Source organism: Prosthecobacter sp. Pr1 (assembly GCF_057652315.1).
In genome coordinates this window covers 92,082-107,906 of record NZ_JBYFBS010000011.1, presented here as the reverse complement: position 1 = coordinate 107,906, position 15,825 = coordinate 92,082, and the positions used below count along the sequence as shown (strand labels likewise).

Annotated in this window: 13 protein-coding genes; all 13 read left to right on the top strand. The window is 59.3% G+C overall.

Annotated features, from left to right (window positions below):
• Positions 1-53: 53 nt before the first annotated feature.
• The 13 genes from AC24GY_RS18135 (at position 54) to AC24GY_RS18075 (ending at position 15,798) form a co-directional block, all read left to right on the top strand.
• A complete protein-coding gene (locus AC24GY_RS18135) occupies positions 54-1,100 on the top strand; it encodes a retropepsin-like aspartic protease (protein ID WP_422315772.1) in 1,047 nt (348 codons plus the stop codon).
• A gap of 176 nt (positions 1,101-1,276) precedes the next feature.
• Positions 1,277-2,083, top strand: a complete 807-nt coding sequence (locus AC24GY_RS18130) for a cytochrome c3 family protein (RefSeq protein WP_422315770.1) — start codon at positions 1,277-1,279, stop codon at positions 2,081-2,083.
• Between the two features lie 24 nt (positions 2,084-2,107).
• Entirely contained in the window at positions 2,108-5,422 is a 3,315-nt protein-coding gene (locus AC24GY_RS18125; protein ID WP_487686010.1) for a TAT-variant-translocated molybdopterin oxidoreductase, read from the top strand.
• Between the two features lie 9 nt (positions 5,423-5,431).
• Positions 5,432-6,895 carry an NrfD/PsrC family molybdoenzyme membrane anchor subunit gene (gene nrfD / locus AC24GY_RS18120; RefSeq protein WP_487686007.1) on the top strand — a complete coding sequence of 488 codons (1,464 nt, stop codon included), beginning with the start codon at positions 5,432-5,434 and terminating at the stop codon, positions 6,893-6,895.
• A 22-nt stretch (positions 6,896-6,917) separates the two neighbouring features.
• Entirely contained in the window at positions 6,918-7,517 is a 600-nt protein-coding gene (locus tag AC24GY_RS18115; RefSeq protein WP_422315764.1) for a DUF3341 domain-containing protein, read from the top strand.
• Between the two features lie 18 nt (positions 7,518-7,535).
• Positions 7,536-8,231, top strand: a complete 696-nt coding sequence (locus tag AC24GY_RS18110) for a c-type cytochrome (RefSeq protein ID WP_487686004.1) — start codon at positions 7,536-7,538, stop codon at positions 8,229-8,231.
• Positions 8,232-8,255: 24 nt separating this feature from the next.
• Positions 8,256-9,572: a hypothetical protein gene (locus AC24GY_RS18105; RefSeq protein ID WP_487686001.1), complete on the top strand. Its 1,317-nt coding sequence runs from the start codon at positions 8,256-8,258 to the stop codon at positions 9,570-9,572.
• Between the two features lie 14 nt (positions 9,573-9,586).
• Positions 9,587-10,087 (top strand): hypothetical protein, encoded by a 501-nt coding sequence (locus AC24GY_RS18100; protein ID WP_487685999.1) that lies wholly within the window; start codon positions 9,587-9,589, stop codon positions 10,085-10,087.
• 3 nt (positions 10,088-10,090) lie between these two features.
• Positions 10,091-11,578 carry a cbb3-type cytochrome c oxidase subunit I gene (locus AC24GY_RS18095; protein ID WP_422315756.1) on the top strand — a complete coding sequence of 496 codons (1,488 nt, stop codon included), beginning with the start codon at positions 10,091-10,093 and terminating at the stop codon, positions 11,576-11,578.
• On the top strand, positions 11,575-12,255 hold the full coding sequence (locus AC24GY_RS18090) for a cbb3-type cytochrome c oxidase subunit II (protein ID WP_422315754.1): 681 nt from the start codon (positions 11,575-11,577) through the stop codon (positions 12,253-12,255). The genes AC24GY_RS18095 and AC24GY_RS18090 overlap by 4 nt, the downstream gene beginning before the upstream one ends.
• Before the next feature lie 26 nt (positions 12,256-12,281).
• Positions 12,282-13,001: a c-type cytochrome gene (locus AC24GY_RS18085; protein ID WP_422315752.1), complete on the top strand. Its 720-nt coding sequence runs from the start codon at positions 12,282-12,284 to the stop codon at positions 12,999-13,001.
• A 71-nt stretch (positions 13,002-13,072) separates the two neighbouring features.
• On the top strand, positions 13,073-13,816 hold the full coding sequence (locus tag AC24GY_RS18080) for a carboxypeptidase regulatory-like domain-containing protein (RefSeq protein ID WP_487685995.1): 744 nt from the start codon (positions 13,073-13,075) through the stop codon (positions 13,814-13,816).
• Positions 13,817-13,836: 20 nt separating this feature from the next.
• Positions 13,837-15,798, top strand: coding sequence for a cytochrome c oxidase subunit I (locus AC24GY_RS18075; protein WP_422315748.1), 1,962 nt, complete (start codon positions 13,837-13,839; stop codon positions 15,796-15,798).
• Positions 15,799-15,825 lie beyond the last annotated feature (27 nt).

Here is a 15,825-nt window from a genome sequence, read left to right as displayed (position 1 = left end):
TTGTGAGCGCTGCTGGTTGACAGTGGCAATCCCCAACGGAAGGCTTGCGTATCATGAATGGTCTGCATTTCACCATCATCCTAAGAATGGCGCTGACGACCGTCGCCCTGGCCTGTCTCCCCGGGTGTGCCGATTCGTTCGCGGTGAAAAGAGAGGCGGTGCCAGAGACGGTGCAGAAGCAGTTGCAGGCGCAGGCGATCTCAGCCTCCGAACTCAAGCCCGCGAGCAAAGGCGGCTTCAACATACGAACGAACAGCGTTCCGCCGCCTGAGGGGGTGGTCAAGATGCCCATGTACTATGAGAGGGGCATCCCGTATCTCAAAGTCAGCCTCAATGGCCACAAACCGACCAAGTACATGCTCGACACCGGGGCGGCCATGAGCGTGTTCGATGCTGAACAAGCGGTGGAGTACGGCATGCGCACGGTGCCGCAGGTGAGGCCCACCATGGCGGGAGTGCTGGAAAACGTACCAGGCATGGCCGCCATCATCCCGACGCTTCAAATCGGCACCTGGCGTCTGGAAAACCTGCCCTGCATCGTCCGCATGCAGCGAACGACTCTGGGTGCGGGCATTCTCAAGGAGCATTTGGGGGTCTCCCTTCTTGGCGTGAACATGCTGGCCAGGAACTGCAAGTATGCGACCCTCGATTTTTTGAAGGAGGAGTTTGAGTTTGGCATTACCCGCAGTTTTCCAGGTCAGGTGCGCAAGCACATGCACAAGGCCAGCCTCAGCATGAAACACGGCGTGCCAACGACTTTGCTCAAATACAGCAAGCTTTCCTGGGAGGCCGTGGTCGATTCAGGTTCTGTTTTCGGCGTGCAACTGGACCGCCGCGTCGCCGAGGTGCTGGGTTACAAGAATGGCGGTTGGGACGTGGGAGGAAACTACCTGATTACGGGCGTCGGTGGCGCGCAGACTCCGAAGGAGGCAAATGTGCGCGTGCTGGAGTTCAAGGCGCTCGGCCTGTTCGGATCCTATTACCCCTTTGCGCAGGTGGATGTTATGCCCGGGCCGTCACGTCTCGGCACCTATCTGCTGGAGGACTATCGTGTAACCTTGGATTTTGAGCACAATGTACTCTGGGTCGAGTGGGGTTGAACCCCAGAGGCGGGAAAAACGCGCTCCAGCAGCTTTTTTTGCGACAGAATCGCAATAGACAAGGATTGCATACAAAAGTTCAAAAAAATCAAGATGACGGTTGCAAACCTGCTCACGTCTCCCTATTCTGGACTTCCTTGTGAAATTTTTCACAAGCTCATCTGCCGACACTTTCTATGGGTAACTTTTTTCCGCGTTGGACCAACTGGCTGCCGCTCAAGCTCGCCATTGCCGTCGTGTTCATTGCCTTCGGCGTGAGTGTCGGCATTGCCTACTACTTCACACCGAAATACACTCGCGTAGGTTATGAACCGACGCAGCCGGTGCCATTCTCACACAAGATTCATGCAGGACAGCTCGCGCTCGACTGCCGGTACTGTCACAGCTTCGTGGAGACCTCCAGTCACTCGAACGTGCCGACCAACCAGACCTGCTTCAACTGCCATGGCCCGGGCAAAGGCAACATCCGCAGCAATTCTCCCAAGCTGGAGATGGTGATCAAAGCCAACGAAACCGGCAAGTCCATCCCATGGGTCAAGGTCCACAAGGCGCCTGACTACGTTTACTTCAATCACAGCGCGCATCTCAACCGCGGCATCTCCTGCGTTTCCTGCCATGGCAAGATCAACGAAATGGAAGTCGTCCGCCACGATCAGTCGCAGTCCATGGGCTGGTGCCTTGACTGCCACCGCAATCCTGAGAAGAACCTCCGCCCTCTCGAGTTCGTCACCAAGCTGGACTACCAGCCCAGCGACCTGAAGCGCAACGAGTTCTACAAGACTCTTATCGACAAGAAGGTTCCAGCAGCCGAGATCGCCACCACCATCGGCGGTGAAGGTGCCAAAGCTGACAATCTTGAACAGATCGTCGCTCTCGCGGAGAAAACCTACGGTAAAAACGTGACCCAGACTGAAGTGGGCACCCAGATCAAGAAGCACTGGCAGATTCAGCCGCCGGAATCCTGCACCACCTGCCATCGCTAACCCCCGCGCCCCTTTTACTGACACATGAAACGTATTTGGAAGCATCCTGAGGAGCCGCAGAACGCCAAGCGCTATTGGCGCAGTGTCGCCGAATTGGACCGTCGTGAAGATTTCTTGAAAAATCTGGGCCAGGAATTCCCTGCGGGAGACAGCCTGAACGACGAAGAGCGTGAGAACAGCCGTCGTGAATTTTTGAAGATCATGGGTGCCAGCGTGGGCATGATGGGTCTGGCCAGCTGCCGCCGTCCCCTCGTCAACATCCTGCCTTACACCCAGCACGTCGAATGGATGGTGCCGGGCAAGTCGCTCCTGTACGCAACCACGATGCCCCAAAACGGTGGTGCTGTGCCTCTGGTGGTCACCACGCATGAAGGTCGTCCAACGCACCTTGCTGGCAATCCGCTTCACCCGCTGGGTGGAGGGCTTAACAGCTTTGCACAGGCCTCCGTGCTGGATCTGTACGATCCTGAGCGCTCCCAGAAGCCGATGGGCGCTGGCAAAGAACTTTCCTGGGCCAAGGCGAACGAACTGCTCGCCGCAGCCATTGATGAAGCGAAAAAGTCCTCGGGTGCCAGCCTTGGCATCGTGATGGGCGGCTCGACTTCCCCGACCTACCAGCGCCTGCTGGGCGAGGTGAAGGCTGCCTTCCCGCAGATCAAACTGTTCCAATACGAAGCCGTGGGTGGCGAAGGCCAGGCCGCTGCCAACAAGGAAGTGCTGGGCGCCGATGTGAAGCCCTTCGTGAAGCTCGGCTCCGCGATGCGCATTTTCTCCCTGGACTGCGACTTCCTCGGGGTGGACCCCGTGGCAGGCGAGCCCATCTCTGCTTTCACCAAGCATCGTGCCAAGACAAAGGAAACGACCGAAGCGGAAATGAACCGCCTCTACGTCTTGGAAAATCGCTACACGCTGACCGGCGGCATGGCCGATCACCGCAAACCGATCGCGGCAAGTCTCATCCCTGTGGCCGCAGCTGTGATCGCTGCTCAGCTGGGAGACGCCTCCGCCAAGGCTCTGGCCGACACCGCGCCCGCCAGCCTCAAAGAGTGGATCGCACCTGCCGTGCGTGATTTGATCGACAACAAAGGCAAGGCCGTCGTCCTCGCCGGTTCCCGCTACGGCGCGGAAGTGCATGCGCTGGTCGCTTCGATCAACAACGCCCTTGGCGCTTACGGTTCGACGATCGATCTGCTTCAAGGCGCTCCTTCCCCTGAACTCGGCACCTTCGCCGATCTGCAGACGGCAATTGCCGGCGGTCAGGTCAAGACCCTCCTATCGCTGACTCCTTCCAGCCTCTACTACGACGGGCCAGACGCTACCGCACTGGCCAAACTTGTGGCAGACAAGGGCGTGAAGCTCATTCACGTCGGCACGCAGAAAAACGTCACTTCTCGTCAGGCTGCGCTGCACATTCCAGCTGCCCACTACCTTGAAGTTTGGGGAGATGTACGTGCCGCTGATGGCACCTACTCGATCGTCCAGCCGATGATCGCTCCTCTCTATGACGGTGCAAGCCGTGTGGAAGTTCTGCTTGCCCTGCTTGGCCGCAAAAAGCTGGGTCCGGTCGAAGCTGCTGCGCCAGCCGCCGCCGGTGCCGCACCTGCTGCCCCCGCCGAAGACGCCGCCTACACCGCCGTGCGCGATACTTTCGCCACCGTGGCTGGCAGCCTCGACGAAAAGAAATGGAATTTCACCCTGCGTGACGGCTTCCTCAAAGGCTCCGCTTACGCCAAGGCGACCACGGCTCCGAATGTCGCCGCCGTTGCTGGCATCCTCGCCAAGGCTGCGCCTGTCGTCGCTCCGACGGACGATGCGCTCGAAGTCGTCCTCGTCGCCGACTCCAGCGTCTATGACGGCCGCTACGTCAACAACGCCTGGCTTCAGGAAGCTCCGGATCCAGTGACGAAACTCACTTGGGAAAACGCGGCTTGGATTGGCTCCGTCACCTTCCGCCGTCTGGGCCTCAAGGAAGGCCAGCACGTCAAAATTACCGTTGGTGATATTTCGATCGAAATCCCCGCCATCGAAGCTCCCGGGCATGTGTCCAATTCCATTACCCTGCCTCTGGGCTACGGCCAGATCGGTGTTGGCATGGTCAGTGCTGACCGCGGCGTGAACGCTTACGTTTTGCGCACGAAGCCCGGCACGTTCGTCCTGAGTGGTGCCAAGATCGAAGTGCTCCCCACCATCGCTGAACTGGCGATCACGCAGAGCCAGAACACCATGGAAGGCCGTGCGGTGTACCGTGAAGGTACCCTCGACACCTTCAACAAAGATGTGGCCTTCGCCCAGAAGACCGGCATGGACAGCCACATCCCGGAAAACATTTCCTTCTACAAAGGCCAGGTCGGGGTGAAATCCGAAGAGAACCCGGACGGCTTCGACTACGAGAAGCAGCACCAGTGGGGCATGTCCATCGATCTGAGCAAGTGCATCGGTTGCACGGCTTGCCTCGTCGCCTGCCAGAGCGAAAACAACATTCCAGTCGTCGGCAAAGATCAGGTCCGCAAAGGACGCGTGATGCAGTGGATCCGCATGGATCGCTACTTCGCCGTGCCAAAGTGGGGCAAGAACGAAGTCGAACAGGAAAGCACCTGGGCCGAAGACAACGCCACGCCTGAGCAGCTGGAAAACGCCGAAATGGTGCACCAGCCGCTGGCCTGCCAGCAGTGCGAATCCGCTCCGTGCGAAACCGTCTGCCCGGTGAACGCCACCGTCCATACGCCAGATGGCCTCAACGCCATGGCTTACAACCGCTGCATCGGCACCCGCTACTGCGCGAACAACTGCCCTTACACCGCCCGCCGCTTCAACTGGTTCGACTACAACAAGCGCAACCCGCTGATCGACACCACCGTGCTCGGCATGAAAGTCGGCAATCTTTACGCCGGCCCTCTGGGTGAGAAGCGTGAGGACGAAAGCATCCGCCTTCAGCGCAATCCGAACGTCACCGTCCGTATGCGTGGTGTCATCGAGAAGTGCACCTACTGCGTGCAGCGCCTCGAATCCGCCAAGATTCTGCAGAAGCAGGTGCAGCGCGACTCCAAGGACTTCCGCGTGCCGACCGACACTGTCAAAACCGCCTGCCAGCAGTCCTGCCCGGCAGAAGCGATCGTCTTCGGGGACTTGGCCGACAGAAACAGCGCCATCGTCCAGATCAAGGGCTACGAAGATCTCAAGGATCCAACGAAGAGCATCCCGGAATCGCCCCGCAACTACCAGCTGCTCAAGTACATCGGCACCCGCCCTCGCACGAGCTACCTCGCCCGTCTGCGCAATCCGAACAAGAACATGCCCGGCGCAGAGAACATCGCCGTGTGGAGCAACAATCAATACTAACCCGGACACATGGACGCCTCCGCTACAGCATCTAACACCCCGCGCATTCTCGAACGCGAGCCGCTGGTGTTGAACAACCGCTCCTATTCGTGGATCACGAACCGCATCTGCGGCATCGTGGAAAACAAGCAGCCCGCCCTCTGGTGGATCCTGTTTGTGCCTTCCGTGTTGCTCACCGGACTGATGGTCTTCTGCTTTACCTACCTCATCTCCACCGGCGTCGGTGTCTGGGGTCAGAAGCAGCCGGTCGCCTGGGCTTGGGACATCACCAACTTCGTGTTCTGGATCGGTATCGGCCACGCCGGTACACTCATTTCCGCCATTTTGTTCCTCACCCGCCAGAAGTGGCGCACCTCCGTGAACCGTGCTGCGGAAGCCATGACGATCTTCGCCGTGATGTGCGCCGGTTTGTTCCCGGCCTTCCACGTCGGTCGTGTCTGGATGGTGTGGTTCCTCGCGCCAATTCCGAACGCCAACGCCATCTGGCAGAACTTCAAATCTCCCCTGCTCTGGGACGTGTTCGCCGTTTCGACTTACTTCAGCGTTTCCGCAGTGTTCTGGTTCCTGGGTCTCGTGCCAGACCTTGCCACGCTGCGTGACCGTTGCCGCCCGGGCTTGAAGAAGTTCCTCTACGGCCTGTTCGCCCTCGGCTGGCGCGGTGGCAACCGCCACTGGAGCCATTATGAGACCGCCTACATGCTTCTGGCCGCTCTCTCCACACCGCTGGTGCTCTCCGTGCACTCCGTCGTGTCCTTCGACTTCGCCACCTCCATCGTTCCCGGCTGGCACACCACCATCTTCCCTCCCTACTTCGTCGCAGGCGCCATCTTCGGTGGTTTCGCGATGGTGCTGACCCTCATGCTTCCTGTGCGCCGCATCTACGGCCTGGATGACCTCATCACGGCCAAGCACGTGGACAACATGGCCAAGATCATCCTCCTCACGGGTACGATCGTCGGTTACGCCTACTGCATGGAGCTCTTCGTGGCCTACTACAGCGCCAATCCGTATGAAGCTGCCGCCTTCACGCTGCGTGGTCTCACCGGTCCTTCCACCTGGGCCTACTACTGGATGTTCAGCTGCAACGTGTTTGCTCCGCAGCTCTTCTGGAGCCGCTGGTGCCGCCACAATGTGTGGGTCGTCATGATTGTCTGCATGTTCGTGAACGCCGGCATGTGGTTCGAACGCTACGTCATCATCGCCACCACCCTGGAGCGTCACATGACGCCGGGCTCCTGGGGCGTCTATGAGGCCACCTGGGTCGATAAGTACACCTTCCTCGGCACCTTCGGCTTCTTCATGATGCTGTTCCTGCTGTTCCTGCGCTTCCTGCCTGTCATCGCCATCGGCGAAGTTAAAGGGGTGCTCCCACAGTCGAACCCGCACCAGGACGACCACGCTGAGAAGGGCATCCAGGAGGAAGACCTCATGGACTACCCCGACCGTCACGTCGCCAAACCCGTTGCCGCCTAACATTTTAAACTGAACCCTGACTGTGAGCACCACCCTCAAACGAGTCCACGGCTACCTCGCTGAATTTGACAGCGTGAAGGATCTCTACCATGCCGCCGAGCATGTGCGCGATGCCGGCTACCAGCGCTGGGACGTGCATTCGCCCTTCCCTATCCATGGAATGGATGAGGCGATGGGCAACCCACGCTCCAAGCTGCCCATGTTTGTCTTCTGCGGTGGCATCACCGGAACTGCGGTCGCCTTCACTCTGGAAACGATCACTCAGACCAATTTCTGGAGCAGCATCGGCCTTGGTTTCCTCCAAAAGATCGTCGAAACCTATCCGACGGTTGTGCAGGGCAAGCCCACCGACATCTGGACCCTTCCGGCGTTCTTCCCGGTGATGTTTGAGCTGACGATTCTCTTCAGCGCCTTCACCACCCTGTTCGGCCTGCTGGCGCTCATCGGCCTGCCACGCTGGAACCACCCTCTTTTTGTTTCCAAGAACTTCGGCAAGTTCTCGGACGACGGTTTCTTCGTCTGCATCGAAGCCCGCGATCCTAAATTCTCCCAGGAAGGCACCAAGAGTCTTCTCGAAAAAGTCGGCGGCAAGAACATCGAACTCGTGGAGGACGAAATCTAAGCCTCGCTTACCCGCACCATGAAGTACTTCTTTCTCAGCTATCTTTTCGTCATCGCGATCGTCGTGAGCGCGTTTGGTTTCCGTGGCAGCAAATCTGAACTGCCGCCGCTCGAAGTCATCCCGGACATGGATCATCAGGCCAAGGTGAAATACCAGGTCGGCACCGAATTCTTTGCGGATGGCCGCGGAGCCCGCCTCCCGGTCAAAGGCACCCTGCCGATGGGTTTCGAAATCCCCGCCGTCGCTGCGGTTGATGCAGTTGGTCCTAAGGCCAAGCCCGCCCGCGTCGCTTTCACCAGCGGTCTGGGTTACTACGACACCGGTAAAGTCGGTGACTTCTACGGCGACGGTCTGCCGGAAGAAATCACCAGCGATCCCTCTGTCTTCAATGCGGAGTTCATCAAGCGCGGGGAGCAGCGCTACAACATCAACTGCGCCATCTGCCACGGCACCTCCGGCAACGGCAAGGGTGTGACCTCCAAATACGGCATCCTCACCGCCTTCAACTTTCAGCAGCCTGGCAATCTGGATGCTGCCAATGCCGCCGCCTACCGTGCGGATGGTGCCATCTTTGATGTCATCACCAACGGCAAAGGCCTCATGGGCAGCTACGGCGGCAACATCACTTTGCGCGACCGCTGGGCCATTGTGGCCTACATCCGCTCTCTGCAAATCGCCGCTAAAGAGTCTGGCGTCACCCTTCCCCTCCAGTAACGGCACGATCACGCGAATCCCGGCATGAGTCACCACGTCACATTTAACGATCTGCCCCAGGGCGGAGAAAAATTCGAACCAGCCAAGGGCGGCAAGCTTATCAACACGCTCGGCCTCTTCGGCGGGCTCGGTTTCCTGGCTTCCCTTTGGTTCTTCTTCACGAAAACGGACACCTTTGCCTATTCCTGGCTGTTCGCCGTCTTCTTCTGCTTCACCTTCGTGGTCGGCGGCTGCTTCTGGATCCTCCTCCACAGCGCCTCCAATTCGAGCTGGGGCGTTGCCGTGCGCCGCATCTGGGAAAACTTGGCCAACATGGTGGTCCCTCTGGCCATTCTTGCCTCTCCCCTTCTCATCACTGCGGTGAACAAGCCGCTCTATGAGTGGATGGGCCACCATCGCACCGCTGCGGAACATGCCGCCCATGCCGATCATCCAACGACCGTGAAGCAGGCGCTGCATCACATGGCCGTGGAAAATCCCCATCTGCATGTGCTTGTGACCAAGTTCGGTTACATGAACCTGAACACTTGGTTCTCCTGGTACACCCGCTTTGCACTCTACTTCCTCATCCTCTGGTTCATTGCCCGCACCCTGCGTGGCAAATCACTCCAGCAGGAGCAGGATGGCGACATCAAACACACCATCTGGTCCCGTCAGTTCTCCTGCATCGTCCTGCTGCCTTTCGCCCTGACCGTCACTTTTGCCGCCTTCGACTGGCTTGTGGGTTTGGACTACAATTGGTTTTCCACCATGTGGGGCGTGTACATCTTTGCCGGCTGTGCCTGGGCCTCCATGGCGCTGTCGATTCTGGTCGTCACCTGGCTGCGCAGCTTGGGCTACCTGCAGAAGGTCGTCACAGATGAGCATTACCATCTCATGGGCAAGCTGCTCTTCGCCTTCACGGTGTTCTGGGCCTATATTTCCTTCAGCCAGTATTTCCTGATCTGGTACGCCAACATCACGGAAGAAACCCGTTTCTACCTCATCCGTAACACGGAAGGCTGGCAGGCTGTTTCCATCTTCATTCTCCTCGGGCATTTCATCGTTCCCTTCCTTTTCCTGCTCTCCCAGCAGCGCAAAAAGAACCCCGTGGTGATCAGCCTTGGCTGTATCTGGATCCTCTTCATGCACGTGGTGGACATCTATTGGAATGTCATCCCTGAGCGTGGCCCGTCCCTTGGCCTCGGCGTCCTGGCTCCGTATGCCTGGGTGCAGGACATCGCCGCTTTCTGCGCCGTCTTTGGCATCATGGGTTTCCTCTACCTCCGTGGCCTGGCCAAATACAGCCTGTATCCATGGCGTGATCCGCGCCTCCTCGAGTCCGTGAACGTCATCAACTGATTCCCCGATTTTCCATGTCGCAGCCCGATCAACCTAAAAAAGCCGGTGCCACCTTTGTGTGGGTGCTCGGAGCCTTCGCAGGCTTCGCCCTGCTCTTCATCCTCATCCAGTCCATCACTGATTCGAAGCAGGGCTTTGACCCGCGTGAACAGGAACGCCGCGACTACACCGCTGAGATCCTCAAGGCGCAGTCAGAAAGCATCGCCAAGCTGGGTCTGAACGATGAGACCAAGAAGAACGCGGTCTTTACGAAGACGCTCGCCGTACTTGGCGCCAAGAAGCCCGGCGTCAGCACCCAGGTTGTCCCGGGATCACCCACGCAGCTCAAACAGGCCGCTGCTGCCGCTCCCGCAGCTCCAGCCCCGGCTCCTGCTGCTCCCTCAAACCCTGCGCCTCCGATTCCCACGACGTTTGTTCCTTCGGTCCCCGCTGCTCCTGCTGGCTCCGCACCTCCGATCCCCGCCGTACCCGCAGCTCCTGCACCAGCCCCTGCCGCACCCGCTTCGCCCAAGTAAGTCATGCAGACCACTCCCGCCACTCCTGACACGGACCTTCAGGCCGACAATCTTCGCCGCGCGGCGATCGACAAGTCGGTGAAAGGACCTGTGCTCTTCCTCTTCACCAATGGAGCCTTCTGGCTCATGCTCTCCACGCTGCTCGGCGTTCTCGCCGCGATCAAGCTGGTGGAACCTGAGTTTCTGGGAGACTGCCCGTACATCACTTATGGCCGCCTGCAGCCTGCGCACATCAATGCGCTCGTCTATGGTTGGGGCATTCAGGCCGCTTTGGGCGTGATGCTGTGGATCATGGCACGCCGCTCCGGTCAGGAACTGAAGGGTGGCAAGACCCTCCTCATCACCGCCGGCGTGTTTTGGAACATCACCATCACCTTCGGCATCCTCGCCATCCTCATGGGCAAGAGCACCTCGATCGAGTGGCTTGAAATGCCGAAGTTCGTCTGGCCCGTGCTGCTGGCCTGCTTCCTCTGCTATGCCTGGCCGATCGCCCGCATGTTTGGCCGCGCCTTCCGTCCCGAAGGCTTCATGGTCAGCACGTGGTACATCCTCGGCGCCTGCTTCTGGTTCCCATGGATCTTCATCACCGCCAACGTCGCCCTCCATTGCCTGCCAGGCCTGGGTGCCATCGGCGCTGGCATCGATGCTTGGTACATCCACGCGGTGATCCTGCTCTTCTTCGTCCCCGTGGGTGTCGGCTCGGCTTATTACTTCATTCCAAAAATCACCGGACAGCCCATCGCTTCGGCACAGCTGGCCTCCGCTGGTTTCTGGAGCCTCGCCATCCTTGGCGGTTGGACCGGCATGCAGAAATACATGGGTGGCCCTCTGCCAGCCTGGATGTCTTCGGTCGGTGCCTGCGCCGGCGTGCTCTTGCTGATTCCAGTGGGTCTTGTGGGTCTCAATCACCACCTCACCACCCTCGGCAAGCATAGCTCTGTGGCCGCCAGCCCCACGTTGCGTTTCATCTTCTTCGGAGCCCTGTTCTATCCTGTGTCCGGTCTGGTTCTTGCCCTGAATTCCGCCTTCTGGACCGGTGCCAACCTGCAGTTCACCCAGTCATGGTATTCGTTTCAGGTGGTCAGCTTGTATGGCTTCTTCAGCATGTGCGTGTTTGGTGCCATCTACTACATCGTTCCCCGCCTCTCCGGTTGTGAATGGCTCAGCGTCCGCCTGATCCGCAATCACTTCTGGTTCTCGGTCTACGGCATCGGCACCATCGTCATCATGAGCCTCGTGGCCGGCTGGCAGCAGGGTGCAGATCTGAACGATCCTGAGCATTGGGACCAGACCTTCATGAACCACGTCATCAATTCCCGCCCTTACGTGGTCTCACGTGCGGTGGCCTGGGGCCTCATCAGCTTCTCCAATTTCATGTTCCTTCTTCACCTTCTGCTCATGGTCGCAGGCCTGGGTCGCCGCAGTTCGGCACCTACCCTGCTTGAACACGACCACGGCGATCAAGCTCTTCCCCACGAAGCCCACGCATGACGAACTTCCGCACATTCATTCTCGGTCTCGCCGCCTCTTTCGGGCTGCCATGGCTGTGTCTCATCGTTCTTCCGGCGATGCAGTACGAGCAGCTCACCCCTGTCGCTTATGACAAGGACAAGGACGGCGTCGAAGGATTCTTCCCACCTGCCCCCGTCAATGGCCAGGGCCAGCTCGTTTACATCCGTGAAGGCTGCAATCAGTGCCACACACAGATGATTCGTCCGGTTCAGCTCGGCCTGGATGGCTGGTACAAAGGCTGGGGTCAGGATCAGGAAGCCCGCCCCACCACTCCAGCTCGTTCCAACGTTCTGGGTGACTACCTCGGTGAGAAATACGCCCTGCTCGGCATCCAGCGTGTCGGACCTGACCTCGCCAACTACGGCTGGCGTGCACCATCGGCGGCCGCTCTTTATCAGCACCTCTACTCACCGCGCTCCATCCACGATTGGAGCACGATGCCCGCCTACACCGGCCTCTTCACCCTGCAAAAAATTCAAGGCCCCGTTTCCGAACGTGCCCTGAAGCTGCCGAAGAAGTTTGCGCCGCCTGCCGGTTATGAAGTCGTTCCGACGAAAGAAGCCGAACGCCTCGTCGAATACCTTCTCTCCCTGAAAAAGGATTATCCCGTCCCCGGACAGAGCGCAGCCGTCGCTGCCTCTCCCGCCAAAAAGTAGCCCCCTCTCGCGACCCGCACGCCCCCATGAGCGCACCCGCCCATCCAGACAGCACCGATCTTGATCGCCTTCACTCCGCCGTGAAGCGCGAGAAGGAAGATCTCGCTCCCGAAAGCCAGCCCGCTCCCCTGTGGGCGATGTTTTTGCTCATGCTCGTTGCCATCATCGCCGGTGGCCAGCTTGGCCCGATGACCGGCGGCTGGAGCTTCAACGTCAGCAATCCCTTTGCCGCCGCTGGTGGCGGAGACCCACGCCCGGGCGGAGCCGGAGCCGGAGCTGCGCTTGATCCTTTCGCCTTGGCCATGAAAAAAGGCGCCAGCGGTTATTCCGTCTGCGGTGGTTGCCATCAGGGCAATGGCGGCGGACTTCCCGGCCAGTTCCCTCCCCTCGCCAAATCCGAGTACGTCCTCGGTGGTACCGAGCGTCTGATCCGCATCGTGCAGCACGGCCTCACCGGCCCCGTCACCGTGAACGGCCAGGGCTTCAACACCCCCGGCGGCATGCAGGCCTTCGGTGCGGCCATGTCCTCCCAGGATCTCGCCAACGTGCTGACTTTCGTTCGTAACTCCTGGGGTAATGAAGGCTCCATGATCACCAAGGAAATGGTGCAGAAGGTGCGCGATGAAGAAAAACGCGCCTCCCAGTGGACTGTTACCGAACTGGAGCCTTTCGCTAAAAAGAATGTCCCAGGTGACATCCCCGCCGGCCCTGGCGCGACTGCTGCCGCTGCACCTGCCGCCAAGTAATTTCAACTGCAATGACCCGTGTGAAGCAAACCGTCTCCCGCCAGGCACCTTGGGCTGCCTTCGGAGCCGTCATGCTGATCGCGAACGTAAGCTGCGGCAAGATGCCTGAAGCTGCCGCCGAGGTGAAGCTCGCTCCTGCCGTCCAGATCGCCGAAACTCCCAGCATCACCGGCAAGGTGACGCTCAAAGGTGCCAATGCTGCGGCACTGCGCAAAGTTGTCGATGTCGGTGGCAATCCCTTTTGCACCGGCCATGGCGACATCACTGATTCCACATGGAAAGTGGCTGCGGATGGCTCTCTCGCTGACACCGTGATCACCGTGCGCGGCAGCCAGCGCGCCAGCAACGTCTCCGCTGCTCCTTTGGTGGACCAGACGAAGTGCGAGTTCGTACCGCACACCGTGTCCATCCAAGCCGGGCAGGAAGTTCGCTTTCACAACAGTGACCTGACCTTCCACAACATCCGCATCGCTCGTTACGATGCCCAGGGCAAAGGTGCTAACATCGATAACTTCGGGCAGCCTTCTCGTGGCGACGAAAATGTGAAGACCTTCAACACTCCGGGCATCTACCGCCTTGAATGCGATGTGCACCGTTGGATGAACGCCTGGGTCTTTGTGCACGAAGGTGCGCACAGTGCAGTCTCCGGCACCGACGGCCGTTTCTCCATCTCCCGTGCGCTCGCCGATGGCGAATACGTCGTTGAAGCCTGGCATCCGCAGTTTTCGCAAAGCATCACCCACACCGTCACCGTCCGTGGCGGCAAGGCCACCGCTGATTTCGAGTTCGACTTCGCGAACGCCCACCCCCTCTGATCCCTTTTGACCACCAGCCTATGAGCGCCGCCGCCACCACTCACGATCACGCCCACGACCACTCGCATGACGACCATGCACACGGGCATCATGAACAGAGCTTCGTCTGGAAGTACATCTTCTCCACGGATCACAAGACCATCGGTCTGCAGTATGGTCTCACCGGCCTGATCTTCCTTCTCTTTGGCTTCTTCCTCATGCTGCTCATGCGCTGGAGCATCGCCTATCCGGGCATCCCGGTGCCGGCGGTCGAAGTGATTCGTCACCTGCCCCTCATCGGAGACCTTTTTGAGCAGATGTTTGGCCGCTGGCTGAACGCCGACGGTTCGCTGAACGGTGAATTGTACAACATGCTCGGTGCCATGCACGGCACGGTCATGGTGTTCTTCGGCATCGTGCCACTTGGCTTCGCCGCCTTCGGCAACTTCGTCATGCCTCTCCAGATCGGCACCATCGACATGGCGTTCCCCCGCCTGAACATGATGAGCTACTGGTTCTTCTTCATCAGCTGCATTCTGATGATGTACAGCTTCTTCGTCGGCACCGGCCCGGTGCAGACCGGCTGGACGATGTATTCGCCCCTCGCCTCCACGACCAACATCGGCGTGACAAGTATCTGGAGCCACGGCCACATGTGGTGGCTCATGGCGATGGTGTTCAACATCTCCGCCTCCCTCCTCGGCTCCGTCAATTTCATCGCCACCATCATCAACCTGCGCACCAAAGGCATGGCATGGATGAAGATGCCCTTCTTCTGCTGGGCGATGTTCGTCACCGCCTTCCTGCTCCTGCTTGCTTTCCCACCCCTCGAAGTGGCGGCCATCCTGCAGCTCTCTGACCGCGTGTTCGGTTCCTCGTTCTACCTGCCTACCGGCCTGATGGAAGGTGGCAAGCACCTCGACATCTCCGGTGGTGGCAGCCCGCTGCTCTATCAGCATCTCTTCTGGTTCCTCGCCCATCCTGAGGTGTACGTGCTCATTCTTCCTGCATTCGCCATCCTGACGGACATCATTCCCTGCAATGCTCGTCGTCCGCTCTGGGGGTACAAGTCCATGGTGTATTCCGTGCTCACGCTCGGTTTCCTCAGCTTCCTCGTCTGGGCCCACCACATGTACCTCACCGGCATGGGCACCATGATGTCCACCTACTTCCAGATCACCACCGTTCTCATCTCGGTGCCGTCCGTGGTGCTGCTGACTTGCTTGATGGTGTCTCTCTGGGGCGGTTCCATCCGCTTCAACACGCAGATGCTTTTTGCCTCCGCCTTCCTGCCCATGTTCGGTATCGGTGGTCTCACGGGTCTGCCTCTGGCATTCTCGTTCATCGATCTCGCCTTGCACGACACCTATTACGTGATCGGCCATTTCCACTACGTTGTCGCTCCTGGAACAATCTTCGCCCTCTTCGCCGGCGTCTATCACTGGTTCCCGAAATTCACCGGCCGCTTCATGAACGACAAGCTCGGCAAACTGCACTTCTGGCCTTCGCTCCTCGGCATGAATCTCGTGTTCGCCCCCATGTTTGTTCAGGGCTTGGCCGGCTTCCACCGCCGCTGGTATGACGGCGGCAAGTACTTCGAAAACACCAGCGGCATGTCCCACTGGACCACCTCCCTGACCCACGAGGTCGGCGCCTTCTTCGGCTTGGACATCCCTGACAACATGCTGTCCCTCAACATCGTGATGTCCGTCGGTGCCTTCATCCTCGCGCTTGGCCAGGTGCCCTTCATCATCAACTTCTGGTTCAGCCTCAAGGGCGGCAAAAAGGCCACCAGTGACAATCCATGGGATGCCACCACCATGGAATGGGCCACACCCACGCCTCCTCCGCACGGCAACTTCCTCTTTGATCCGGTCGCCCATCGTGGTCCCTACGAGTACAGCGTTCCTGGCCACGCCACCGACTTCTATCCGCAGTGGGAGTCCGAACCCGGCAAACCCGACCTCAAAGCCGTCGCTGAAAAAGCCCAGGCTCATCACTAAACCGCGAACTTCCAACCGCGCACCGCG